The organism is Deinococcus seoulensis (genome assembly GCF_014648115.1).
In the GTDB taxonomy this organism is placed as follows: domain Bacteria; phylum Deinococcota; class Deinococci; order Deinococcales; family Deinococcaceae; genus Deinococcus; species Deinococcus seoulensis.
This window is the reverse complement of record NZ_BMQM01000020.1, coordinates 22828-48243: the sequence shown is the minus strand read 5'-3', so window position 1 is coordinate 48243 and position 25416 is coordinate 22828. Positions and strand designations below refer to the sequence as shown.

The 25416-nt window shown below is 71.4% G+C and carries 17 protein-coding genes; 8 read left to right on the top strand and 9 right to left on the bottom strand.

Annotation, left to right across the window (positions count from 1 at the left end; all coding sequences use genetic code 11):
• The first annotated feature begins 13 nt into the window (after window positions 1-13).
• From IEY70_RS13985 to IEY70_RS13970, 4 genes are all read left to right on the top strand, one after another.
• Window positions 14-1522 carry a CoA-acylating methylmalonate-semialdehyde dehydrogenase gene (locus IEY70_RS13985; RefSeq protein ID WP_229777936.1) on the top strand — a complete coding sequence of 503 codons (1509 nt, stop codon included), beginning with the start codon at window positions 14-16 and terminating at the stop codon, window positions 1520-1522.
• Between the two features lie 268 nt (window positions 1523-1790).
• Window positions 1791-2324 (top strand): putative pterin-binding protein, encoded by a 534-nt coding sequence (locus IEY70_RS13980; protein WP_189065645.1) that lies wholly within the window; start codon window positions 1791-1793, stop codon window positions 2322-2324.
• Between the two features lie 180 nt (window positions 2325-2504).
• Window positions 2505-5327, top strand: a complete 2823-nt coding sequence (locus tag IEY70_RS13975; protein ID WP_189065644.1) for a PAS domain S-box protein — start codon at window positions 2505-2507, stop codon at window positions 5325-5327.
• A gap of 89 nt (window positions 5328-5416) precedes the next feature.
• Window positions 5417-5830 carry a response regulator transcription factor gene (locus IEY70_RS13970; RefSeq protein WP_189065643.1) on the top strand — a complete coding sequence of 138 codons (414 nt, stop codon included), beginning with the start codon at window positions 5417-5419 and terminating at the stop codon, window positions 5828-5830.
• 51 nt (window positions 5831-5881) lie between these two features.
• On the opposite strand, the gene IEY70_RS13965 is transcribed toward IEY70_RS13970, so the two are convergent.
• From IEY70_RS13965 to IEY70_RS13950, 4 genes are read right to left on the bottom strand one after another with little or no spacing between them, the layout of a single operon-like run.
• A complete protein-coding gene (locus tag IEY70_RS13965) occupies window positions 5882-7930 on the bottom strand; it encodes an ATP-binding protein (protein ID WP_189065642.1) in 2049 nt (682 codons plus the stop codon).
• Window positions 7927-8355, bottom strand: a complete 429-nt coding sequence (locus IEY70_RS13960; RefSeq protein ID WP_189065641.1) for a response regulator — start codon at window positions 8353-8355, stop codon at window positions 7927-7929. The genes IEY70_RS13965 and IEY70_RS13960 overlap by 4 nt, the downstream gene beginning before the upstream one ends.
• A gap of 1 nt (window position 8356) precedes the next feature.
• Window positions 8357-10717 (bottom strand): ATP-binding protein, encoded by a 2361-nt coding sequence (locus IEY70_RS13955; RefSeq protein ID WP_229777935.1) that lies wholly within the window; start codon window positions 10715-10717, stop codon window positions 8357-8359.
• Window positions 10714-11340 (bottom strand): biliverdin-producing heme oxygenase, encoded by a 627-nt coding sequence (locus tag IEY70_RS13950; protein ID WP_189065640.1) that lies wholly within the window; start codon window positions 11338-11340, stop codon window positions 10714-10716. The genes IEY70_RS13955 and IEY70_RS13950 overlap by 4 nt, the downstream gene beginning before the upstream one ends.
• A gap of 150 nt (window positions 11341-11490) precedes the next feature.
• Here IEY70_RS13950 and IEY70_RS13945 point away from each other — a divergent pair, with 150 nt between their 5' ends.
• The gene (locus tag IEY70_RS13945) at window positions 11491-14112 is read left to right on the top strand and encodes an ATP-binding protein (protein ID WP_189065639.1); all 2622 of its coding nucleotides are present in this window, start codon (window positions 11491-11493) and stop codon (window positions 14110-14112) included.
• A gap of 204 nt (window positions 14113-14316) precedes the next feature.
• On the top strand, window positions 14317-15582 hold the full coding sequence (locus IEY70_RS13940) for an AMP-binding protein (RefSeq protein ID WP_189065667.1): 1266 nt from the start codon (window positions 14317-14319) through the stop codon (window positions 15580-15582).
• Window positions 15583-15591: 9 nt separating this feature from the next.
• Here the strand turns inward: IEY70_RS13940 and IEY70_RS13935 are convergent, their stop codons facing one another.
• Window positions 15592-16821: a trans-sulfuration enzyme family protein gene (locus IEY70_RS13935; protein WP_189065638.1), complete on the bottom strand. Its 1230-nt coding sequence runs from the start codon at window positions 16819-16821 to the stop codon at window positions 15592-15594.
• A 147-nt stretch (window positions 16822-16968) separates the two neighbouring features.
• Between IEY70_RS13935 and IEY70_RS13930 the strand changes: the two genes are divergently transcribed.
• Window positions 16969-18345, top strand: a complete 1377-nt coding sequence (locus IEY70_RS13930) for an MATE family efflux transporter (RefSeq protein ID WP_229777942.1) — start codon at window positions 16969-16971, stop codon at window positions 18343-18345.
• A 56-nt stretch (window positions 18346-18401) separates the two neighbouring features.
• Here IEY70_RS13930 and IEY70_RS13925 read toward each other — a convergent pair whose 3' ends face one another.
• The 3 genes from IEY70_RS13925 to glpK all read right to left on the bottom strand — a co-directional run bounded on the left by IEY70_RS13925 (window position 18402) and on the right by glpK (window position 23211).
• On the bottom strand, window positions 18402-19523 hold the full coding sequence (locus IEY70_RS13925) for a GGDEF domain-containing protein (protein WP_189065636.1): 1122 nt from the start codon (window positions 19521-19523) through the stop codon (window positions 18402-18404).
• Between the two features lie 413 nt (window positions 19524-19936).
• Entirely contained in the window at window positions 19937-21508 is a 1572-nt protein-coding gene (locus tag IEY70_RS13920) for a glycerol-3-phosphate dehydrogenase/oxidase (RefSeq protein WP_189065635.1), read from the bottom strand.
• A 188-nt stretch (window positions 21509-21696) separates the two neighbouring features.
• Window positions 21697-23211, bottom strand: a complete 1515-nt coding sequence (glpK, locus tag IEY70_RS13915; RefSeq protein WP_189065634.1) for a glycerol kinase GlpK — start codon at window positions 23209-23211, stop codon at window positions 21697-21699.
• A gap of 185 nt (window positions 23212-23396) precedes the next feature.
• Here glpK and IEY70_RS13910 point away from each other — a divergent pair, with 185 nt between their 5' ends.
• A complete protein-coding gene (locus tag IEY70_RS13910; RefSeq protein WP_229777934.1) occupies window positions 23397-24371 on the top strand; it encodes a sugar-binding transcriptional regulator in 975 nt (324 codons plus the stop codon).
• A 62-nt stretch (window positions 24372-24433) separates the two neighbouring features.
• On the opposite strand, the gene IEY70_RS13905 is transcribed toward IEY70_RS13910, so the two are convergent.
• The gene (locus IEY70_RS13905) at window positions 24434-25318 is read right to left on the bottom strand and encodes an N-acetylglucosamine kinase (RefSeq protein WP_189065632.1); all 885 of its coding nucleotides are present in this window, start codon (window positions 25316-25318) and stop codon (window positions 24434-24436) included.
• Window positions 25319-25416: the final 98 nt, after the last annotated feature.

The window sequence follows — 25416 nt, the reverse complement described above, 5'->3', positions numbered from 1 at the left end:
ACAGGAGTTCCCCATGACTGACACGATGACCAAGCCCGCCCCCATCAACCACTGGCTGGGGGGCAAGTTGACGCCCGGCACGTCGGGCCGCAGCGCGAAGGTGTTCAACCCGGCGACCGGGGAGGTGCAGGGCCTCGTGGACCTCGCCAGTACCCAGGAGATCGACGCGGCCGTTCAGGCGGCCACGGCAGCTGCGCGGTCGTGGCGCACGGTGCCGCTGAGCCGCCGGGCGGAGATCATGTTCCGCTTCCGGGCGCTGCTGGACGCCCGCCGGGACGACCTGGCGCGCATCCTGACCCGCGAGCATGGCAAGGTTCATGCGGACGCGCTGGGGGAGATCGCGCGCGGCATCGAGAACGTGGATTTCGCGTGTGGCATTCCCAACCTCCTCAAGGGTGGGTATTCCGAGGGGGTGAGTACCGGCGTGGACGTGTACTCCATCCAGCAACCGCTGGGCGTGGTGGCGGGCATCACGCCGTTCAACTTCCCGGCGATGGTGCCGCTGTGGATGATCGCGAACGCGCTGGCGTGCGGGAATGCCTTCATCCTGAAACCCAGCGAGAAGGACCCCTCGGCCAGCCTGTTCATCGCGGAGTTGTTGCAGCAGGCGGGCCTGCCGGACGGCGTGTTCACGGTCATCCACGGGGACAAGGAGGCGGTGGACGCGCTGCTGGAGCACCCGGACATCGCGGCGGTCAGTTTCGTGGGCAGCACGCCGATCGCGCGGTACATCTACCAGAAGGGCACCGAGCACGGCAAACGCGTGCAGGCGCTGGGCGGCGCGAAGAACCACATGCTGGTCCTGCCGGACGCGGACGTGAACATGGCCGCCGACGCCGCCGTCAGCGCCGCGTACGGTTCGGCCGGGGAGCGCTGCATGGCGATCAGCGTGGTCCTGGCCGTCGGGGACGTGGGGGACGGGCTGGTGGACGCCATCGCGTCGCGCCTGCCTGCCCTGAAGGTCGGTCCCGGCAGTGACGCCGCGAACGAGATGGGGCCGCTGATCAGCCGCGAGCACCGCGACCGGGTCGCCGGGTACATCGGCAGCGCCGCCGATCAGGGCGCGACCGTCGTGGTGGACGGCCGGGCGCAGACCTTCGACGGGAACGGGTTCTTCCTGGGCGTGTCGCTGCTCGATCACGTCACGCCGGACATGGACGCCTACCGCGACGAGATCTTCGGGCCGGTCCTGTGCGTCGTGCGGGTGCCCACCTACGAGGCGGGCCTGAAACTCATCAACGACAACGAGTTCGGGAACGGCACCGCGATCTTCACGCGTGACGGCGGCGCGGCGCGGCAGTTCCAGTTCGACTGTCAGGTGGGCATGGTGGGCATCAACGTGCCGATTCCCGTGCCGGTCGCGTACTACTCGTTCGGCGGGTGGAAGGCCAGCCTGTTCGGGGACACGCACATGTACGGCCCGGACGGCATCAAGTTCTACACGCGTACCAAGGTCATCACGTCCCGCTGGCCCGACCCGGCGACCAGCCGCGTGGACCTGGGCTTCCCCCAGAACCGCTGACGCAGAACCGCTGATACGGAACCGCTGACGTAGAAGAGCGGTCAGGGCGGAAACGATCGGACAGCCGGAGCGGGCCGCGCAGAGTGATCTGTGCGGCCCGCCCGGCTGCTGCGTGACGGATATGGGCGGCCCGCAGGTGAGCGGGTGGGGCGGGTCTGCAAGAAAACTGCATGACCCGCCCCGTTACGCTGCCGGGCATACGCCGCTTTCGCTGTTGCCCGTGTTCAGCCGTGTCCGCCCCGCGCCGCGTACTATGGAGGTCTCTTCCGTGATCAAGTCCCGTTTCGTGCTGGCCGCGCTGGCCGTGGTGTCCCTGTCCGCGTGCCGTTCATCGGCGCCGGTGTTCACGGCCGTGCCGCCCGACCCGGCGCTGGCGGTTCCGGGGCCGGTCGTGCTGACGGTCGTGAACGCGCAGGGCAGGCAGACGACGTTCACGCGCGCCGGACTGGCGGCGCTGGGACTGGTGACGTTCACCACGCCCGACCCGTCCCGCAAGAATGAGGCGCACACCTACGTGGGACCGCTGCTGAGCCGCGCGCTGGAGGCCAGTGGCGTGCAGAGCGACGCGACGCTGCACCTCGTGGCGCACGACCGGTACACCTTCGACCTGAAACTGGCCGCGCTGAAGGACGTGCCGATCATCATGGCCCTGAAGGGCGACGGGCAGACGCTGGAATTACGGGATTTCGGGCCGGTGTACCTGACGCTGCCGTACCACGCGGTGAAACTGGACCCGAACCTGTACAACGGCGCGTGGGTGTGGCAACTCATGAGAATCGAGGAGCGCCCGGCGGCCCCATGACCGGCGTGCCACGATCCTGCGGCGCTGCGGCGCGCGGCGTGCCGTGATACGGATTCCGTTTATTTCGTTGACAACCCGGGAGGGCGCCGGGTTGCCAACTCCACGTCCGGAATCCGTTTCTCTCCTCCTCGCATCCGCTCGGATTGAACGGGCTTTGCAGCCCATTCAATCGGAGTCCGTATGACACGCCGCGCGCCCCCGCTGCTGCGCGGCTGGCGGCCCCGGCTGACGCTGGCGGCGCTGGCCGTGCTGACCCTCCTGACCCTGATGACGCTGGCCCTGACGTTCTCACGCCTGAACAACGTGGCGAACCTGGCGAGCGTGTCCATCACGGGCTGGACGTACTCGGAGTTCACGCGGCAGACGGCCGAGACGCGCCTGCTGGTCAGTCAGGGCGCGCGGCCCGCCGACCTCGCGGTTCCGCTGGCGATCCTGCAGTCCAAGGCGGTGATCGTCACCGGGGAACCCCTGACGGGCGAACTGCCGCCCACGCCGCGCCGGGCGTTGCTGCGCGCCGCGCAGGCCGTGCAGGACCTCACGCCGGACGCCCTGCGGACCCCGGCCGGGCAGGCGACCCTGGCGGCCGTGATGGACGGCGCGCTGGAAGGCTACACCGGGGCCGTGGCGACCCTGGGCCTCAAACGCAGCCGCATCGCCTCGGACCTGCGCGCCGCCGAGTGGGCGCTGGGCATCCTGGCGGTCCTGCTGGCCGTCATGAGTGCCGTGGCCGTGCGGCAACTCCTGACCGGCACGCTTCACGCCCTGAAGACCGAGGTGGCCCGCAGCGAGGAGGCCGAGGCGGCCCGCGCGCAACTGGAACGCGCCGCGGCGGAACTGCGCGCCGCCGAAACGAACCTGCAACGCGAACGGGATTTCGCGTTGCAGGTCATGGGCGCCATGGGGGAGGGCCTGTACGTGACCGGCCCGGACGACCGCTTCGAGTACGTGAACCCCACCCTGGCCCGCACGCTGGGACGCAGCGCCGCCGAACTGGTCGGCCAGCCGGTCGGAGCGCCACTGAGCGGCGCGCCTCTGAGTGGGGCGGTGGGCGCCGAGCGCGTGACGGCGGAACTGCCGCTGCCGCTGCCGGACGGGCGGGTCATGCCGACCCTGCTGACCCGCGTGCCGCGCGGCGGGGGCGGCAGCATCTCGGTCATCACGGACCTGACCGACATCAAGCAGGCCGAGGCGCGCCTGCGGAACCTGTACGAGGTCACGACCGACCCGGACGACGACCTGCCGGGCACGCTGGAGCGGCTGCTCCGGGTGGGCCGCGAGGCTTTCCGGGGCGCGCAGGGCGCGTACGTACGCTGGAACGCGCACGGGCCGTTCGTGCAGGCCAGCGTGGGCGACGTGCCGGACCCGGCGGGCCTGCTGCGCTGCGGTGAGCAGGCCCGGCAGGTGGGCGGCGCGTGCCGCAGTGACGACGCGCTGGCCGTGCCGGTCATGGCGGGCGGCGACCTGCACGGCGCGCTGGTGTTCCACCGGGCGCCGGGCGCCCCGCCGTTCGGGCGTCCGGACGAGGATTTCGCGAACCTGATCGGGCAGTGGCTGGAGCAGGCGGCCGAGCGGTTGCGCGCCCACGAACTGCTGCGCGTCAGCGAGGAACGCAACATGGCGATCATCCGTTCGTCGCTGGACGCCATCATCACCACGGACCGCTGGGGCGTCATCAGCGAGTTCAACCCGGCCGCCGAGAGCATCTTCGGATTCACGCGCGAGCAGGCGCGCGGGCAGGTCATGGCGGACCTGATCGTGCCGCCCCACCTGCGCGCCGGGCACGTGGCAGGCCTGGAACGCCTGCGCGGGGGCGGCGCGACCCGCATTGCGGGCAAACGCCTGGAACTCACGGCCTGCCGCGCCGACGGCGAGGAATTCCCGGTGGAACTGTCGGTGGTGCCGCTGCCCACCACGCCCGTCATGTACGCCGGGTTCGTGCGGGACATCACGGAACGCCGCGCCGCCGAGGAACGCCTGCGCGAGCGGACCACGCAACTGAACTCCGTGTTCAACGTCTCGCCCGACGGTTTCGTGACGTTCAGTCAGGCGGGCGTGATCGTGGACGTCAACCCGGCCTTCCTGGACCTGACCGGCACCACCCACGCCGACCTGCTGGGCCTGCGTGAACAGCCGTTCGAGGCGCTGCTGGCCCGCATCTGCGACCCGCTGCGCGCCGGGGGCGAGCTGCTGCACCTGAGCCGCCCGGCCCGGCGCGTCCTGAAACGCACGACCCGCGCCATGGAAACCGACTCGGGCCGCACGCTGGGGCGGGTCATGTACTTCCGTGACATCACGCACGAGGCCGAGATCAGCTCCATGAAAAGCGAGTTCATGAGCACCGCCGCGCACGAACTGCGCACCCCCATGACGTCCATCTACGGGTTCGCGGAACTGCTGCTGACCCGGCAACTGGACCCCGACACCACCCGCGACCTGCTGGACACCATCTACCGGCAGGCCGGGAGGTTGATCCTGCTGCTGACCGAACTGCTGGACCTCGCGCGGATCGAGGCGCGCGCCGGGAAGGACTTCGTGATCGCCCGGCAGGACCTCGCGCCGCTGATCCGCAGCGCCGCCCAGGCGTTCGCGCCGCCCGGCGAGAGCGGCCGCCTGACCCTGAACCTGCCGCTCCTGCCGCCCGTCCCGGTGGACGGCGGGAAGGTGCACCAGGCGCTGGGGAACGTCATCTCGAACGCCTTCAAGTACGCGCCGGGCGGCGAGGTGCGCATCGACGCTGCCCCGGACCCGGCAGGTACCGGCTGCGTGCTGGTCACCGTGACCGACAGCGGCATCGGCATGACCCGCGAGCAGGCCGCCCGCGCCTTCGAACGCTTCTACCGCGCCGATCACTCGGGCAGCATTCCGGGCACCGGACTGGGCCTGAGTCTCGTTCAGGAGATCATGAACTGCCACGGCGGGAGCGTGTCCCTGGCCAGCGAACCCGGCCAGGGAACGGCCGTGACCCTGCGGTTCCCGCTGAGTGTCCACCCGCCACCAGACTGAGCGTTGCAGGCCGGGCAGTGGGACGCGCGCCGCCCGTTTCCGCTGCTGCACACGTCACCGATCCGCACCCGCCGCACGAGGAACCCCACATGACCGAACTTCCGATAACGCCCGATCCGACCGCCTCCCGCCAGCCCCCGGTCATCCTGATCGTCGAGGATCACGCCGACCTGCGCAAACTGATCCGCCTGACGTTCCTGGGCACCGACTACCGCCTGCACGAGGCGTCCAGCGGCGACGAGGCCATGGCCCGCATCCCGGAACTGCGCCCGGACCTCGTGATTCTGGACGTCATGATGCCCGGCACCCTGAACGGCTATCAGGTGTGCCGCCGCGTCAAGGACGACCCGGCGCTGCGGCACACCTGCGTGATGCTGGTCACGGCCCGCGCGCAACTCGACGACATCGAGCAGGGCCGTCAGGCAGGCGCGGACCATTACCTGATCAAGCCGTTCAGTCCGATGGAACTGCTCGAACAGGTGGGCGGCATCCTGGGCAGTTGACCCGCAGCCCCGGTGCATTCCGGGTGGAGGGCGAAACAGACGGAGTCCGTATCAGGCGCTGCGGGCGTCGCCCTGGCGGTGCGGCACGCTGAACTGCACGGTCGTGCCGCCCCCGTCGGTTGCCGACAGCCAGATGGTCCCGCCGCGCCCCTCGACGATCTTGCGGCACAGCGCCAGCCCGATTCCGTTCCCGGCGTAGTGGTCGCGGGTGTGCAGCCGCTGGAAGATCACGAACACCCGCTCGTGGTACTCGGGGTCGATGCCGATGCCGTTGTCGGTCACCGTGAAGGTCCAGCTGTCCGCGCCGGGCTGCGCCTGCACCTGCACGGTGGGGGGCCGGTCGGGGCGGCGGAACTTCAGGGCGTTGCCGATCAGGTTCTGGAACAGTTGCGTGAACTGCGTGGCGTCCACCATCAGGTTCGGGAGCGGGCCGACCTGCACGGTCCCGCCGGTCTCGTGGATCAGCGCCTGCAACTGTGTGGTGACGTGCCCGACCAGGGTGTTCAGGTCCGTGCGGGTGGGCACGCTGGGCTGGGTGTTCAGGCGGCTGACGGCCAGCACGTCCTCGATCAGGGTGGACATGCGCTGCGCGCCCGCCACGGTGATGTCGATGTACCGCCGGGCCCGGTCGTCCAGTTGCGGCCCGTAGCGGCTCTGAAGCAGTTGCGTGAAGGAACTGATGGTCCGCAGCGGTTCTTTCAGGTCGTGGCTGGCGACGTACGCGAACTGCTCGAGTTCCCGGTTGCTGCGTTCCAGCGCGGCCGTGCGGGTCTGCACGCGCGCCTCGAGGGTCTGGCGGTGCTCGCGGTCCGCCTCGAACAGCGCCGAGCGGGTCAGGGTGTGCGAGAGCATCTGCGCCAGCGTCAGCAGCAGCGTGCGGGTGTCGTCGCTGTGCTCGGCGTCCTGCGGCGGCCTGAAGGCCAGCACGCCCAGCAGGGTGCCGGTGTCCGGGGCGGGTGCCTGCTGGTCGGATGTCTGCGGGCCGTGTGCCTGCGGGTCGGCCGTCTCGCGTGGCCGGGTCAGGGTCAGGGTCGTCCAGTCTGCGCCGCACGCGCCGATCTGTTCGGGCTGCACGGCCAGTTGCAGTCCGGCCCGCAGGGCGGCCGCGCCGGGCAGGTCGTCCGGGCTGCCCACCGGGCCGTCCGCGCCGGTCAGCAGCCATTCCCCGGCGTTCACCGGGTCCGGCGTGGCCAGCACGACCAGCGGGCTGCGCACCAGCGCCTGCGACACCCGCACGATGGCGCGCAGGACGTCCTGGCGTTCCCGGACGGTGTTCAGGGTGGTCGCGGCGTCGTACAGGCCCTGCATGCGCCGCGAGTACCGCTGCTCGCGGGCCTCGGCCTCGCGGCGGGCCGTGACGTCGTACAGGTACATGGTCAGTCCGGTGCGCGACGGGTACAGCCGCGCGTGCAGCCAGGTGCCCCGCTCCGGCAGGTGCAGTTCGGCGGTCGTCATCTCGCCCCCCTGCCGGGCGCGTTCGATGGCCGCCGTGAAGTCCGGGTCGGCGTGCCAGGGGGGCGGCGCGCGGCGCAGGTGGTCCAGGTCGGCGCCCAGCAGCACCTCGGCCGCGCCGTTGAGTTCCATGACCTGCCCGCGTTCGTCCAGCGTGACGAACCCGTCCGTGATGGACCCCAGGATCGCGGCCGTGCGCGCCTGCGAGCGCCGCAGGTCACGTGCCAGGGCGTGGGTGTGCAGGGCGCGCAGCAGCGTCTGCCGCAGCAGGTCGGCACTCAGGCGGCCCTTCACGAGGTAGTCCTGCGCTCCGGCACGCATGGCCTGCACGGCCACCTGCTCGTCGCCCACGCCGGTCAGCATGATCACCGCGCAGTCCGGGCGGGCCTCGTGCAGGAATTCCAGGCCGGTCATGTCCGGCAACTGGTAGTCCAGCAGGATCACGTCCGGGGTGCCGTGTTGCAGGGCGTCCAGCGCGTCGTCACCCAGCGCGGCGGCCTGCGTGTGCACCTCACGTTCCGGCCAGTGGCGCAGCAGGTGCCGGTACGTCTCGGTGTCCTCGGGGCTGTCGTCCACGATCAGCACGCGCAGCGGCGGCAGCGTGGGCGGCCCGGCCTGCAGTTCAGTGTCAGGGTGCGGCCCGTTCAAGTGGACTCCACGGGCTCTGGCAGTTGCGCCAGGCCCAGCCAGAAGTCCAGCGTGACCCGCAACTGCTCGGTGTACTGCGTGAAGTTCACGGGCTTGAGCAGGTAGGCGTTGGCGCCCAGGTCGTAGCAGGTGTTCACGTCGCGTTCGCTGGCCGACGTGGACAGGATCACGACCGGCAGGGGCCGCAGGAACGGCGTGCTGCGAATGAAGGCCAGCACCTCGCGGCCGTCGGTGCCGGGCATGTTCAGGTCCAGCAGCACCAGTTTCGGCCAGGGGCGCGCGCGGTCCGACAGGCGGTCCAGGGCGTCGTCGCCGTCGGTGCAGCGCTCCAGCAGGTCGCTGCGGCCCAGTTTCTGCATGGCCCACAGGGTCGCCTGGTAGTCCTCGTCGCTGTCCTCGACGACCAGGACGGGGCTCAGTGACACCTCAGGCCTCCAGCGTGAAGTAGAACACGCTGCCCTGACCGTACTCGCTGCTGACCCAGATCTGCCCGCCGTGCCGTTCCACGATCTTGCGGACGATGGTCAGGCCCGCGCCGGTCCCGCCGCCGAACTGGTCGCGGGCGTGCAGGCGTTTGAAGATCCGGAAGATGTTCTCGAAGTGCTTCTCGCGGATGCCGATACCGTTGTCGCGCACGAACAGCACGTGCGCCTGCGCCGGAACGCCGTCCGGCACGCGCAGGTCCGGGTGCTGGGCGCGTTCGCCCGCGCGGACCGCGCCGACCTGCACCTGCGGCTGCGCCTTGTCGTTGTACTTCATGGCGTTGGTGATCAGGTTGCTCAGCACCTCGCCCACCCGCACGCGGTCGATGGTCAGGGTCGGCAGGTCCGGCTGCACCTGCACCTGCACGTTCAGTTGCTCCAGGCGCGGCGCGATGACTTCCAGCACGTCCACGAGCAGGTCGTTCAGGTCGGTGGGCCGGAAACTCAGGTCCACGCGGCCCACCCGCGAGTACAGCAGCAGCGAGTCGATCAGGTCGTCCATGCGCTGCGTGAGCCGCACCAGCGTCCTCAGTTTCGCCGCGCCGTCCTCGTCGAGCTGCTGCTCGTACGTTTCGAGCAGGAACGCCGAGTAGTTGTGCAGGCCGCGCAGCGGTTCTTTCAGGTCGTGGCTGGCGATGTACGCGAAGGCGTCCAGGTCGGCGTTACTGCGTTCCAGGTCGGCGTTGCTGCGTTCCAGGTGCTCGTTCAGGCGACCGAGTTCCTCCACGCGGCGCAGCACGACCGCCATGATCGCCCGGCGCAGCGCCCGCGCGGCCACCAGTTCCTCGGACTGCCACACGGCGCTGCGGCCCCGCACGGTCTGCTGCCACGCCGCGAACGACTGGCGCGGCGTGAGGCGTTCCGTGCCGTCCTCGCTGACCTCCACGGGTTTGTTCGGGTCGCCGCCCCAGGTGACGGTCTGCAACTCCTCGGGCCGGAACCACATCACGTAATCGTGGCGGCTGCGCGAGAGTTTCACGGCCAGCAGCCCACTGGCCCGCGCCGCGTACGCCTGCGCCGGGGCGTGCAGTTCACCCAGCGACTGCGTGTGCAGGATGTCCACTTCCGCCTGCGTGTCCAGCCACGCGCCCAGTTCCATGACCTGCGTGCGTGACGGCGTGGCGCCCAGCAGGACCACCTCGCCGTCCAGGCACACGGCCGCGCCCGGCGCGTCGATGAAGTGCAGCAGGTTCATGCCGCTGCCCACCAGCGCCTCGAGCAGGTCGCTCTCCTCGGCCATGCGTTCGACCAGTTGCGTCTGCGCGGTCTTCAGTTGCAGCTGGTAGGACTGGTCGCGCTGCTCCTGGCGGGCACTGATCTGCACGCTGGCCACCTGCCCCAGCAGTTCGCAGGCGGACCGCACGTCGTACGGCAGGTGCCGGGGCGAGTTGTGATGACAGGCGATCAGGCCCCACAGCGCCCCGCCGCGCACCAGACTGATGCTCATGGAGGCGTGCACGCCCATGTTCTTCAGGTACTGCAGGTGAATGGGGGAGACGCTGCGCAGCACGCAGTAACTCATGTCCAGCGGTGTGGTCATGTCGTCCGGGACGCCCTCGCCCTGGCGCGCGAACATCGGGACCGGGTCGTACGTGACGTCCGCGATGATGCGCAGCATGTTCTGCACGTACAGCGCCCGCGCCTGCTGCGGAATGTCCGACGCCGGGTACCGCAGCCCCAGGTACGGGGTCATGTCCTCACGGACGTTCTCCGCGATGACCGTGCCGGTGCCGTCCTCGGCGAACTGGTAGACCATCACGCGGTCGAAGCCGGTCAGGCGGCGCACCTCCTCGGCCGCCGCGACCGCGAACTCACCCAGGTCCAGCGTGGCGTTCAGGCGCGCCACGGACCGCTTGACCTGACTGTAACTGTCCACCGGGGGGCGGCCCGCCCGCGCCGTCTCGAATTCCAGGATCAGCTGCTCGCCGCGCCGGTGTGCGATCAGGTCGAACAGGCCCCGCCCGCACACCGGGGTGCTCAGCAGGTACAGCGGGTTGTCGCGCAGCGGTTCGCTGTCCAGCGCCGCCCGCACCCGCGAGAGCGTCGGCGGGTCCAGCAGGACCTCCAGGCCACCGCTCAGCACGTCGTTCACGCTCAGCCCGAAGTGCGCCCCGGTGTTCCCGCTGACCTGCACCGCCACGTCGCCGCGCAGCACCAGCAGCACCCCGTGCGGCTGCACCGCGCCGGGAATGTGGATCGGTTCGCGGTCGCAGTTGGTCAGGTCCACCGGTTCGCCCAGCCGCGCCACCTGCACGGCCAGCGCGGGTGGCGCGGCGCCGGGCGCCTGATCGTCGTGGCCGGTCACAGTGCCCCCCCGACCTGACCGGGCCGCGCGGACGGCTGCCCTGCGGGGACCGCCGCGCCGGGCGTGATGAACAGCGCGAAGGTCCGCCCGGCCGCCTGCACCGCCCGCTCCGCGAATCCCTGCGGGTCCGGGTCGGCCGCGCCGCGCGCCTCGAGCGCCGCGCCGAACGCCTTCCAGCGCGGCCCGACCAGCTCGCCGTAACTGCCGTAGAACGCCGCGCCCCCGTTCCCCAGGTCCAGGGCCGTGTGCAGGTGGCGGCGCAGCAGTTGGCCGCCCAGCGTGGCGCCCTCCAGCACGTACGCCGCGCCCCAGGCGTCCGCCTCTGCGTGCAGGAAGTCCAGCGCGTCCGGGTGCAGCGCACGGTCCGGCAGTGGGCTGCCCAGGTCCCGCAGGTCGCGTTCCAGCAGCGGGCGTTTCAGGCGTGCCGGCCAGTCCAACGCCGCCCGGTTCGCCGGGCCCAGCAGCGCCCCCAGCCGGTCCTCGAGCGGCACGTACAGCGTCCACATGTGCCGCAGCACCCGCACGTACTCCCCGCGCGTCAGGAGCGGGTCCATCAGGTTCAGACTGGCCTCCGCCTGCTCGTGCTGCACGCGGGTGCGGGTTTTCAGTTGCGGCAGAATCACCCCTCTGTTGTATCAGACGGGCGCCCGCGCGCATGTGAACAGACCGGCGCGGCCCGCGCCTGCCCGCGCCGAACATGAAGGGATTCCCCGCCCCGGCACGCCGCGCCTGCCAGCGTTCCGGCCGGTGCCGGGCAGTATGCTGCGGGCCGTATGACGGCGTTCACCTCCTCCCTGTTCGAACGCTGGCAGGAGGTCACCAGCGCGCTGGCCGCCGCCAGCACCCCCGCCCAGGTCCGCGACGCCCTGCGCGGGCTCGGCGCGCACGTGGAACTGCACCTCGGCGAGACGCCGGACCCGGCCATCCCGCCCTTCCCGGACGGCGAGACCGTGGACGTCACGTTCAGCGGCCCGGCGGGCCTGCACAGCGCCGCCCTGAGCGCGGCCCTGCACTTCCCGCCGGGCGCCGCCCTGACCGAACAGGACCGCGCCCTGCTGCGCGCCACCGGGCCGCTGATCAGCGCCGCCCTGACCCGCACGCCCCGGCTGGGCGGCAGCCTGAGGGGCCAGGACCGCGAGACCGTCCTGCGCGCCTTCATGACCCTGACCGAGCAACTGGGCGCGGACCTGGAACCCGACGCACTGATCCGCAGCGCCGAACAGGGCGTGCGCCGCCTGATGCCCGGCGTGACCGTCACGTACCTGGAACGCCGCGCAGACACCTGGAGCGTGAGCTTCCTGTCCGGCGACGCCCACCCGGACATCCTGGCCCCCGACCAGCCGGGCCAGCCGTCCCTGTCCCCGGCCTTCCTGGACGCCACCCGCAGCGGCCTGCCGGTCTTCGTGGACCACTGGAACGCCGCCGAGCAGCACCTGCCCAGCACCCGCGCCTACCGCGCCGTGGCCCTTCAGGCCTTCCACCGCGACGGGCAGCTGGTCGGCCTGATCGGCGTGGGCACCACCAGCCACGACACCTGGACGGCGCTGGAACGCGGGATCTTCGCCGCCGCCTGCCGCAGCCTGCACCTGGCCCTGAGCCGCGCGTGGCACGTGCAGCAACTCGCGGAGGAACGCGCCGCGCTGGCCGCGTTCGTGCGCTTCGAGGAGCAGGCCATGAACAGCCGCGACCCCTCCGAACTGGCCGGGCGGGCCGCCGAGGTGCTGGGCGCCACCCTGCGCGGCGTGAGCGTCGGGTACTTCGCGGCGCGCGGCGACCAGTGGATGCCGGTCGCGCTGCCCCCCGACATGCCCGCAGGCATGCTGAGCGAACTCCGGGTCGGCGTCAGCCTGGACGCCACCAGTTCCCGCAGCCTGCTCGAAACCCGCGCCCCGCTGTTCCTGCCGGACTGGCAGGCGCAGGGCGACGGGTTCAGCAGCAACCACGGGTACCGCGCGCTGGCCCTGTACCCCATGTTCAGCGGTGCGCGCCCGTTCGGGCTGCTGGTCATGGCGCGCCGCCTGGGCACCGACTGGAACGAGCGGGAACGCAGCGTGTTCCTCGCGGTGGGCCGCAGCCTCAGCATGGCCCTGGACCGCAGCGCGAACGCCGAACTGCTGCGCGAACAGAACGCCGCGCTGCACGCCCAGACCCGCTCGCTGGAAGCCTTCGCGCAGCTCAGCGCCGACCTGGGCGCCCAGGAAGACCGCTACGGCCTGATCCGCCGTGCGCAGGAGGTCGCGCTGTCCCTGCTGGACGACGGGTTTGCGGTGTACTACGAACCCGAGGGCGGCAGGTGGCGACTGCGCGCCCAGGTCGGCGACCTGCGCGACCCGGCGTTGCAGGCCGCCGTGGACGCCGGACTGGACTTCGAGCGCACCCTGAACCTGATCACCCCCTGGCGCAGCGGCGAACCCTACTATCAGGACACCTACGACACCAGCACCGATGGTCTGCCCGAAACCCGGCAGGTCGTGGGCGCCTCCGCCTGCCTGCCCGTGACACTGCGCGGAGAGCCCATCGGCGTGTTCTGCATCGGGCAGTTCAACGCCCGCCACTGGAGTCAGGCGGACCGCTCGCTGCTCAGCAGCGTCACGCAGAGCCTCTCGCTGGCGCTGGACCGCGCCCGCAGCGTCACGGACCTGCGGCACTACAGCGCCAAACTGGAACGCAGCAACGCCGCCATGCACGCCGCGAACGAGGAACTCGAGGCGTTCGCGTACTCGGTCAGTCACGACCTGCGCGCCCCGGTGCGGCACATCGCGGGCTTCACGGACCTGCTGCGCAAGGCGCTCGGCAGCGAACTCGACACGAACGCCAAGGCCAGCCGCGCCCTGAACGTCATCTCCGACTCGGCCGCGCACATGAACGACCTGATCGACGCCATGCTGAACCTCTCGCGCACCGCCCGCCAGGAACTGCGGCTGGGCGACGTGAACCTCGCGGCGCTGGCGGCCGACGTGCAGCGCGACCTGACCCCCGACCTGCACGGCCGCAGCGTCGAGTGGCAGATCGGGCCGCTCCCGACCGTCAAGGGCGACCCGGCCCTGCTGCGACAGGTGCTGTCGAACCTGATGGGGAACGCCGTGAAGTACACCTCCCGGCGCGACCACGCCCGCATCGAACTGTGGGCCGAGCCGCAGGGCGACCAGTGGGCCGTTCACGTCCGCGACAACGGCGTGGGTTTCGACAGCCGCTACGCGCACAAGCTGTTCGGCGTGTTCCAGCGCCTGCACCGCCCCGAGGAGTTCGGCGGGACCGGCGTGGGCCTCGCCAACGTGCGCCGCATCCTGACCCGCCACGGCGGCAGCTGGTCCGCCACGGGAGAACCCGACCAGGGCGCGACCTTCACGTTCACGCTGCCCGCCAGCGGGCCGGTCCCGACCCCGCAGACCTGAAGCCCGCGCGGCGCGACCACCTGCCGGACCACCGGGACGCCCCCGCGTGTTCGGCGCTAGACTGCGGGCGTTTCCCACTCCTGCACCGCCCCGCTTCCCGACTGGAGGACGCCCGTGTCCGACCTGCCTGCCGATGCCCTGCCCGCCGACACTCTGCCTGCCGACGCTGCTGCCCCCACCCTCTACCAGCCGGACCGCGAGGCGATGCCCCTGGAGGCTCTGCGCGCCCTGCAACTGACGCAGCTTCAGCAGATGCTGGCCCTTCAGGACGCGCGGGTGCCCGCGTACCGGGAGCGGTTCGCGCGGGCGGGCCTGGCGCCCGGCGACCTGCGCAGCCTGGACGACCTGCGGGCCTTCCCGTTCACCCGCAAGAGCGACCTGCGTGACCACTACCCGCTGGGCCTGTGCGCCGCGCCCCGCGCCGACCTGCGCCGCATTCACGCCAGTAGCGGCACCAGCGGTAAACCCACCGTCGTGGCGTACGACGCGCACGACCTGAACGTCTTCGCCGAGGTCGTGGCGCGCAGCCTGCACGCGGCGGGCGCGCGGCCCGGCATGACCTTCCACAATGCCTACGGGTACGGGCTGTTCACGGGCGGCCTGGGCACCCACGCCGGGGCCGAGCGGCTGGGCCTGTGCACCGTCCCGGTCTCGGGCGGCGGCACCGAACGGCAACTGGACCTGCTGCTGGACCTGCAACCCGAGGTGATCGCCTGCACGCCCAGTTACGCGCTCGTGCTGGCCGAGGGACTGGAGCGGCGGGGCGTCCTTCCCGGTGACCTCGCGCTGCGTTACGCGGTGCTGGGCGCGGAACCCTGGGCGGAAAAGACCCGCCGGGCCGTGCAGGAACGCCTGGGCGTGCGCGCCACGAACATCTACGGCCTGTCCGAGATCATCGGCCCCGGCGTCAGCAACGAGGACGTGCGCGAACAGAGCGGCAGTTACGTCTGGGAGGATCACTTCTACCCCGAGATCGTGGACCCCCAGACCGGCGAGCCGCTGCCGGACGGCGAGTGGGGCGTGCTGATCCTGACCTCCATGACCCGCACGGCCCTGCCGCTGCTGCGCTACTGGACCGGCGACATCACGCGCCTGCTGCCCGGCCCGAACGGCACGGGACGCACCCTGCGCCGCATGGACGCCGTGCGGGGCCGCAGCGACGACCTGATCATCCTGCGCGGCGTGAACGTGTACCCGGCGCAACTGGAGGACGCGCTGCTGCGCCTGGGGCAGACCAGCCCGCACTACCACGTCACCCTGACCCGCAGCGGCCTGATGGACGAACTGACCCTGCACCTCGAGGTGGCGGCCCCCGCCGTGTCGGCCGCCGCGCTGGCCGCCGAGGTCGAGCGGCAGGTCAAGGCGCAGGTGGGCGTGACCGTCCGCTGCCAGCCCTGCGAGCCCGGCAGCCTGCCGCGCAGCGAGGGCGGCAAGCTGCGCCGCGTGACCGACCTGCGCCAGCCACGCTGACGGCCCGGATCAGGCGCGGCTGAGGTCGCGGTCCGTGCGGGCGGGCGTCCCGACGTGGTTCAGGGCGCTCAGCACGTCGTCGATCAGGTCGGCGGGGTCCTCGATGCCCACGCTCAGGCGGACCAGTCCGGGCGTCACGCCCTGGCGCAGCAGCGCCTCGTCGCCCAGCAGGTGGTGCGTGGTGCTGCCCGGATGGCACGACAGGCTCTCCACGTCGCCCAGACTGACCGCCTGCGTGAACAGGCGCAGGGTGTTCAGGAACGTGAACGCGGCCGCCTGACTGCCCAGGTCCAGGCTCAGCAGGCCCCCGAAGGCGCGCATCTGGCGGCGGGCGACCTCGTGCCCCGGGTGGCGGCCCAGGCCGGGGTAGTGCAGGGCGTGCAGGGCCGGGTGGCCGTCCAGCGCGGCGGTCAGTTCGGCGGCCCCGGCGCAGTGGGCGTCCATGCGCAGCGGCAGGGTCTTCAGGCCGCGCAGGAACAGGAACGCCTCGGTGGGTCCCAGGGACGCGCCCACGTGCCGCAGGCCCACGCCGCGCACCTCGGCCAGCAGGTCCGCCGGGCCAGTCAGGACGCCGCCGATGGCGTCGCCGTGCCCGCCGAGGTACTTGGTGGCGCTGTGCATGACGAGGTCCACGCCGTGCTCGGCCGGGCGGGTCAGGTAGGGGCTGCTGAAGGTGTTGTCCGCGACGCTCAGGGCGCCGCACGCGCGGGCCATGCGTGACACGCGCGCGAGGTCCACGATGTTCAGGGCGGGGTTGGTGGGGGTTTCCACCCAGATCAGGCGGGTGCGGGGGCCGCACAGGGCCTCGGCGGCGGTCTCGTCGGCGGCCTCGTGGACGGTCACGCCGAATTTCGCGGCGACCTCGGTCAGGAACCCGGTCGTGCCGCCGTACAGCGGCGCGATGAAGATGACCTCGTCGCCGGGGTTCAGCAGGGTCAGGCACACGGCGGACACGGCCCCCATGCCGCTGGCGAACGCCACGGCGTCCGGCAGGCCCTCCAGGTTGGCGACCTTCTCCTCGAAGGCGCGGACGGTGGGGTTGGTCAGGCGCGAGTAGAAGTACCCCTGTTCCTCGCCCGCGAACAGGCGCGCGCCGCGTTCGGCGCTGCCGTAGCCGAAGGTGCTGGTGGCGTAGATGGGCGTGGCGTGCGCGCCGGTGGCCGGGTCGAGACCGTGACCGGCGTGAACGGCACGGGTCCGGAAGCCCGGCGTCCGGGCAGGGTCTGGGTTGTGGGTCATGCCTCACTGTACCCGAAGCCTGCTAACGAACGTTCGTTCCAGCGTGACCGAATGCGCTGGCACCCAGCACTGCTGGACCCGGCACCCACGACCCGGCCGCGCCGTTCCCCGCCGCGCACCCCGCGCCACTACACTGCGCGGGTGCCGATCCCCTCCCCCTCCACCGCTCCGGCACCCACCCGGCCACCCGGCGAGACCGCCACGCTGCTGCGCCTCGCCGCGCCCGTGATCGTCTCGCAGTTCAGCGTGAACGCCCTGTCCCTGATCAGCACCGCCGTGATCGGCCGCCTCGGCCCGGCCGAACTGGCCGCCGTCGCCTACGGAAACGCCGCGTACTACCTGGGATTCATCGTGTTGCTGGGCGTCATGCTCTCGGTCGCGCCCCGCGTGGCCGCCGCACACGGCGCGGGCGACCCGGCCGGCGTGAACCGCGCCGCCCGCGCCGGACTGCTGCTCGCCGCGCTGCTCTCAGCGGCGTTCCTGCCGCTGGCATTCCTGGCCGCGCACCTCCTCCAGACGCACGCTCCCGAAGGACTGCGCGGCGACCTCGCGGGCCTGTACCTGCGCATCTACGCGCTGGGCATGCCCGCCACGCTGGCCTTCAGCGCCCTGCGCGGCGCGCTGGAAGGCACCGGGCACCCGCGCACCGTGACCGCCATCGCGCTGGGCGGCGCGCTGCTGGCCGCCGCGCTCAGCCCCGCCCTGACCTTCGCCTGGGGACCGTTCCCGGCGCTGGGTGTCCCCGGCGCGGCCCTCACCAGCGTGCTGGTGTACTGGCTGAGCGCCGCGCTGCTGGCCGCCGTGGTCCGCGCGCGCATGCCCGCCGCGCCGACCGAACCGGGCGCCGTGCGTGCCGAACTGCGCACCCTGGCCCGCCTGGGCTGGCCGATCGGCCTGACCCTGGGCGCCGAGGGAGGCCTGTTCACCGTGACCTCGCTGCTGATGGCCCGGTTCGGCCCGGACGCCCTGGCCGCGCACAACGTGGCGCTGCAGGTCATCACGGCCGTGTTCATGGTGCCGCTGGGACTGGCGACCGCCACCGGCATCCGCGTCGCCCACCACCACGGCGCCGGAAACCCACTCGCGGCCCGCCGGGTGGGCCTGCTGGGCGGCGGGATCGCCGTGCTGATCATGCTGCTGGTCAGCCTCTCGTACGTATTCACGCCCCGCACCGTGATCGGCGTGTTCGTGAACGTGCACGACCCCGCCAACGCCCGCCTGATCGCGCAGGCCGCCACGTTCCTGCTGATCGCCACGCTGTTCCAGGCGTTCGACGGCCTTCAGGTCAGCATGGCCGCCTCACTGCGCGGCCTTCAGGACACCCGCGTGCCCATGCTGATCTCACTGGGCGCGTACTGGGTCGTGGGCCTGGGCAGCGGCGTCCTGCTGGCGTTCGGTCTGGGCGTCGGCCCGCGCGGCCTGTGGTTCGGGCTGTGCGTGGGCCTGATGTGCACCGCCGCGCTGCTCCTGGCGCGCTTCCTGCACCACACCCGCACGCCCGCCCCTGCGGACCCATCAAGCTGAGCACACCCGTTCAGCGTCACATCCGTTCGGCGGTGTGCCTGTCCAGCGGGACTGCGTCACTCGCGTGAAGCGGGACTGGTCGGCGCACCCCGGCCGGGCGCCGAGAGGTTCGGTCCAGACGCGGGCGCAGACGGCGGAACCACCGGGCGGGCCGGGCCGAGTTGCACCCGGTCACGCCCGGCTTCCTTGGCCTCGTACAGGCGGCGGTCCGCGACGCGCAGCAGGTCACTGACCGACACGACCTCGCTGGAACTGGCGACCCCCAGGCTGGTCGTCACGGGCGGCAGCCCGGCCACCTGCCCGCTACGCACCGCGTGCCAGACCTGCCCGGCCACGGCCCGCACCACGGGCGGATCGTCGGTTTCCAGCAGGATCAGGAATTCCTCGCCGCCCCAGCGGGCCACGCTGCCCTGGTGCCCCACCTCGCGCCCCAGCACCTGCGCCACGCGCTGCAACACCTGATCGCCCACGTCATGCCCGAACGTGTCGTTCACGCGCTTGAAGTGATCGATGTCGGCCAGCATCACCGTGAACGCCCCCGACTCGCCGCGCACATTCCGCGAGAAGGCCTGCTGCACGCGCTCGTACATGCCGCGCCGGTTCTCCAGGCCGGTCAGGACGTCCGTGCGCGACAGGCGGTACTGCTCGTCCGAACGGGCACGCTCCGCGCTCACCTGCCGCCCGAAGTACGACAGGTGAGCGATCAGCAGCGAGGCCAGGATCAATTCACCCAGCAGCACCACGTCGCTGCCCGTGGCGAACGACAGGGCCGCGAACACCGCCAGCAGCGCCCCGCCGTACACCAGCGCGGCCCGTACCGGCAACACACTGAACGCCGCGATCACCAGGAACACGCCAGGAAAGTAGGTGCGCAGCGGGATGGGCACCTGCTGCTGTTGCAGTTGCAGCAGTTGCGCTGCCACGATGCCCGTCGCGCCCACCAGCACCATGTAATCCACCACGACCCACGGCACGCGGGTAAAGCGCAGTGTGGCCGCCACACCCAGGCACAGCGTCAGTCCGGCCGTCGGGCCGATCTCGATGCGCCCACCACGCAGATCAACCAGCACGATCACTGCCAGTGCCGCCGCCGCCAGCAGGCACACAGCCACGTACACCCGGCGGCGCAGCGGTTCCTGCGCGCGGGAGACAGGCTGGTGTGGCGTACGGCGGGTCATCAGTACCGCAGCATACCCATCCGGCACGCCCGGTGCCCACGAGCATGACGCACCCACAACGACAGCGAAGGAAGGAGAAACGAATCCTGAACTTTCAATCAACTGATGAGGAGCAGTCCAGACGGCTGCGATCCGAACTCCGACTGAACGGCTTACAAGGCCACTGGGTCCGGGCGGATGCCAGAAGGAGAGAAATGCCCCTCCGGGTTGTCGGCGAAACAGACGGCAGTCCGTATCAGGACACCCACACGACACACCCGCGAGGCCCCCGCACCGCCCGGACGGAACGGCGCAGGAGCTTCACGGGTGCCGGCAGGCCCCCCGACCGCCCGGCGCCGCGCCGGTTCAGTCCGTTCAAGACGGGGCCAGTTCAGAATCCTGCCAATTCAGGCACCGGTCAGTTCACGCACCGGTCAGTTCAGCACGTACCCGCCCGCCAGTTCCGTGTAGGCGCGCACCTGCGCCTCCTGCCACGCGGCGTCGCGGCCCAGTTCCCCGGCCAGGATGGCGGCCACGCGCGGCGCCGCCTCGATGCTGGCGCGGGCGTTCAGTAGCAGGGCGCGCAGGCGGCGCGACAGGACGTCCTCGACCGTGCGGGCCTGCTCGGCACGCACCGCCCAGCGGACCTCCGCCTCGGTGTACGGCAACTCCGGGTGCAGGGCCGCGTCCGCGCCGGGCAGCGCCTGGATACGCGCGGCGTCCGTCCCGTACACCCGCCAGTGATCCGCGAGGTGCGTATCGGGCGCGGCGGCCCCGTGCAGTTTCAGGCCCGCCGTGAGGCTCAGACGTTCGGGCAGTCCGGCCTGCGCGGCGGCGCGGTTCACGGTGTCCTCGCCCATGCGGCGGTACGTGGTCCACTTGCCGCCGGTCAGGGTGATCAGGCCGCCGTCGCTGATGCGGATCACGTGATCACGCGACAGGCTCTTGGTGTCGGTGCCCTCGGCCGCCTTCACCAGGGGGCGCAGTCCGGCGTACACGCTGCGCACGTCGGCGCGGGTGGGGGCCGGGTCCAGGTACTGCGCGGCGGTCTTCAGGATGAACTCGACCTCCTCGGGCAGCGCGCGGGGCTCCACGCTCGCCTCGGGCAGGGGCGTGTCGGTCGTGCCGATCACCACGTGGTCGTGCCAGGGCACGGCGAACAGCACGCGGCCGTCGTCGGTGCGGGGCACCATGATGGCGCTGTCACCGGGCAGGAAACGGCGATCCACGACCACGTGCACACCCTGACTGGGCGAGAGCATGGGCTTGACGGACGGGTTCTCCATGCGGCGCACGTCGTCCACGAACACGCCCGTGGCGTTCACGACCGCGCGTGCCTTCACGGCGTGTTCCTGTCCGGTCTCCCCGTCACGGAAGCGGGCGCCCGTGATCTTCCCGCCTTCCCTGATCAGGCCCACGACCGGCGCGTGGTTCAGGGCCACGCCCCCGTGGTCTTCCAGGGTGCGCAGCAGCGTCACGGCCAGCCGGGCGTCGTCGAACTGCCCGTCGAAGTACAGGATGCCGCCCTTGAGCGCCTGTTTCTTCAGGGTGGGCGTGCGCTCCAGCGCCTGGGCCTTGTTCACGTACCGGCTGGCTTTCAGGTTCAGTTTCCCGGCCAGCAGGTCGTACATCTTCAGGCCGATGCCGTAGAAAGGCGCGGCCCACCACTTGTACGCGGCGATCAGGAAGCCCAGGTCATGCACGAGGTGCGGCGCGTTCTGCTTGAGCAGGCCGCGTTCGTGCAGCGCCTCGCGCACCAGGGACACGTTCCCCTGCGCGAGGTACCGCACGCCGCCGTGCACCAGCTTCGTCGAGCGACTGCTGGTGCCCTTGGCGTAATCATGCGATTCGAGCAGCAGCACACGGTACCCGCGTGTGGCCGCCTCGACCGCCGTGCCCAGGCCGGACGCACCCCCCCCGATGACCAGCAGATCCCAGGTCTGATCGGTCGTGGCGGCGTGCAGAACGGCGGTACGGGGGTCGGTGGGGGTGGGTTGGGTGGTCATGGGGGAACCTGCCTGTAGGTGTGAGGAGTATCGGGGGGTGGGGGAGGGCCGGGGCAGCATCACCCGTTATGAACACATGTTCACACGATGCGAACGGATGTTCAAGCGGGTTGTCTCAATTCACTGCACACCGGCAACACATGAAGCCCGGCAGCAGGCGGCAGCGCGGCTGATCGGTCACGCGGCGGTCAGTCCTGCTCTGCCTCCGCCCAGGCGCGGCTGCGCTCGACTGCCCGCCGCCAGCGGCCCAGCAGGTGCGCGCGGCGGTCGGCATCCAGACCCGGCTCAAACGACCGGTCGGCCTTCCACAGCGTCCGGAGTTCATCCGTGCCGGACCAGAACCCCACCGCCAGCCCCGCCAGGAACGCCGCTCCCAGCGCGGTCGTCTCGGTCACCTGCGGGCGGGTCACGGTCACGCCCAGAATGTCCGCCTGGAACTGCATCATCAGGTTGTTCCCGCTGGCCCCGCCGTCCACGCGCAGTTCCGTGAGGCGTGCCCCGCTGTCCTGCTCCATGGCGTCCAGCAGTTCGGCCGCCTGGAACGCCACGCTGTCCAGCGCCGCGCGCGCGATGTGCGCGGACGTGGTGCCGCGCGTCAGGCCCACCATCGTCCCACGTGCGTACGGATCCCAGTACGGCGCGCCCAGGCCCACGAACGCCGGGACCAGGAACACGCCGCCGCTGTCCGGCACGCTGCCCGCCAGTGCCTCGACCTCCGAGGCGTGCCGGATGATGCCCAGCCCGTCACGCAGCCACTGCACGACCGCGCCCGCCACGAACACCGACCCTTCCAGCGCGTAGGTCCGCTGCGCCTGCGCCCCGGCACCCAGCTGCCACACCACGGTGCTCAGCAGGCGGTTACGGCTCTCGACGACCTCACCGGCGGTGTTCATCAGCATGAAACACCCGGTGCCGTAGGTGTTCTTCGCCATGCCACGCTCCAGGCACACCTGCCCGAAGGTCGCGGCCTGCTGGTCCCCGGCCATCCCGGCGATCTTCACGCGGGCGCCCAGCAGGCCCTCGGCCGTCTCGCCGTACACCTCGGAACTGGCGCGCACCTCGGGCAGCAGCGCGCGCGGCACGTTCAGCAGGGCCAGCAGGTCGTCGTCCCAGGCGCCGGTATGGATGTTGAACAGCAGCGTGCGGCTGGCGTTGCTGGCGTCCGTGATGTGCAGCGCACCGCCGGTCAGGCGGTACACCAGCCACGAGTCGATGGTGCCGCAGGCCAGTTCGCCCCGCTCGGCGCGGGCGCGGGCGCCCGGCACGTGATCCAGAATCCAGCCGATCTTGGTTCCGCTGAAGTACGCATCGATCAGCAGGCCCGTGCGCTCGCGGATCAGGTCCTCGTGCCCCTGCGCTTTGAGCGTGTCGCACAGCGGCGCGGTGCGGCGGTCCTGCCACACGATGGCGTTGTAGACAGGCTCGCCCGTGGCGCGGTCCCACACGACCACCGTCTCGCGCTGGTTGGTGATCCCGATGGCGGCGAGGTCACTGGCCTTCAGGCCCGCCCCGCTGATGGCTTCCTGCGCCACGCCGATCTGGGTACTCCAGATTTCCTGCGGGTCGTGCTCGACCCAGCCGGGCCGGGGGAACAGTTGCGGGAATTCCTTCTGCGCGGTGCGGCGGATGCGGCCCTGACGGTCGAACACGATGGCGCGGCTGCTGGTGGTGCCCTGATCGAGGGCCAGAATGTACTGGGTCATGCGGGAAACTCCTGGGACGGACTCGGACTGAAAGGAGGGCACGCGGCGGCAGGCGTGCGGAGCAGGCTGTGATTGCCCGCTGATCACACCACCCTTTGAACAGAATGTCAAACTCCATGAACAGATGTTCAGTGCAGGGGACGGGGTGTGGGGCGCGTGCATTCCAGCCCCCACACCCTTGCCGTATGCTGCCGGGCGTGAACGACGCCATCACGGACACCCAGGCCGCGCAGGTCGCCCGCCTGTACTACGTCCAGGGCCTGACCACCGACGCCATCGCCCGCGAACTCGGCCTGTCCCGCCCGAAGGTCTCGCGGCTGCTGTCGCACGCCCGCCGTACCGGTCTGGTCGAGATCCGCATCCATGACCCGCAGGCGCAGCCGCAGAGCCTGGAAGCGCAGTTGCGCGCCGCGTACCCTTTCCTGACGCCGCACGTGGTGAGCGTGCCGCCGGGCAGTCCGGAATCCGTGTGGCTGGAGCGCGTCTCGGTCGCCAGCGCCACGCTGCTGGGGCAGACGCTGCGGCCCGGTCAGACGGTCGGGCTGGCGTGGGGCACCACCCTGGACGCCGTGTCCCGCTGCCTGACGCCCCGCCACATTCCGGACCTGCAGTTCGTGCAACTGAACGGCAGCGCGAACGCCCGCGACTTCATGAGCGGCTTCGTGACCGATACCGTCACCCGCTTTGCCAGCAACTACGGCGCGCGGGCGCACCTGTTCCCGGTGCCGACCTTCTTCGACGATCCTGCCACGCGGCAGGCCATGTGGCGCGAACGCAGCGTCCGTCACGTGCTGGACCTGCAGGAGGCTGCGGACGTGCTGCTGTACTCGGTGGGCGCGGCCGGGGCGAACCTGCCCAGTCACGTGTATGTCGCCGGGTACCTCGACCCGCACGATCAGCAGGCGCTGAGCGAGCAGGGGGTCGCCGGGGATATCGCCACCGTGTTCTTCCGCGCGGACGGTTCCTTCGGCGGTATTCCCATGAATGCCCGCAGCAGCGGCCCGGACCTGACCCTGACCCAGCGGGCCGCGCAGTCCATCTGCATCGTCAGTGGCCTCGGCAAGGTTCAGGCGGTGCGCGCCGCCCTGGCGGGCCGGTTGATGAACACCCTGATCATCGACGAGATCACGGCCCGCGAGTTGCTGCAACCCGGCGCCTGAACCCCCCGCGCACGCCCCGCAGTGCAGGGGTGGCAGCGCAGGACACGCAGCGCAGGAGTGGGTCAGTCGCCGTACTGCGCGCCGGCGTACCGGGCGGCGGCGTCGGCGTGATCGCGTTGCTGCACGTTCACGCCGGGCAGCGCGCGGCCCAGCGCGGCCGCCATCAGCGCCGAGCGCAGCGCCCCGCCGGTCGCGGTGACGGGCAGCGCGCCCACCTGCTCCTGCACGCGCCGCGCGAGTTCCGCCAGCGCCTGCGCGGCCTCCTCGATCAGGTGCGCGGCGACCGGGTCGCCCTGCTCGGCGGCGCGGGACACGGCCGGAGCCAGTCGCGCCACGGCCGACGCGCCCGGCTGCCCGTACGTGAAGGTGCGCAGCGTGTCCCAGTCGGTGCCGCCGCTGATGGCGCGTACCTCGCGCGCCAGGACCGAGTCGGGTTCCTGCCCCCGGTCGAGCGTCTCGGTCAGGGCACGCAGCGCCGCGCGGCCCAGGCTGAAGCCCGCGCCGTCATCCCCGATGCGGTATCCGCGCCCGCCGGCCCGCACGACCTCGCCGCTGCGGGTCACGTGGTACGCGATGCTGCCCGTCCCGGCGTACAGCAGCACGCCCGCGCCCGGCGCGAGGTGCGCGCGGTACGCGAGGTCCAGGTCGCCTTCGAGGCTCAGGTGCGCGGCGTTCATGCCGAGCGCGGCGGCCAGCGCGTCCCGCACGGCGCCCGCCTGCCCTGTCCCGGCACTCAGGCCCGGCACGCCGGCGTGCGCGGCGTCCGGGCGGCCCGGCACGCCAGCCTTCAATTCGGCCAGCGCGGCGTCACCGGCGTCGGTACCCACCAGCGCGGCAGTCAGGGGCGCGGTGCGGCCGTCCGCCACCCGCTGCCCCGCGCGGAACAGCACCCATTTGGTTCCGCTGCCACCGGCATCCAGGCCCAGCAGCAGGGGAGGGCGCGTCAAGAAGTCACCACAGAGCGTTGCATCGCTGGCATTGTGACACTTCCGGCCCGCGCCTGCCGCCCGGCAGGCCGCTGAACCGGGTGCAGGGCGCGTGCTAC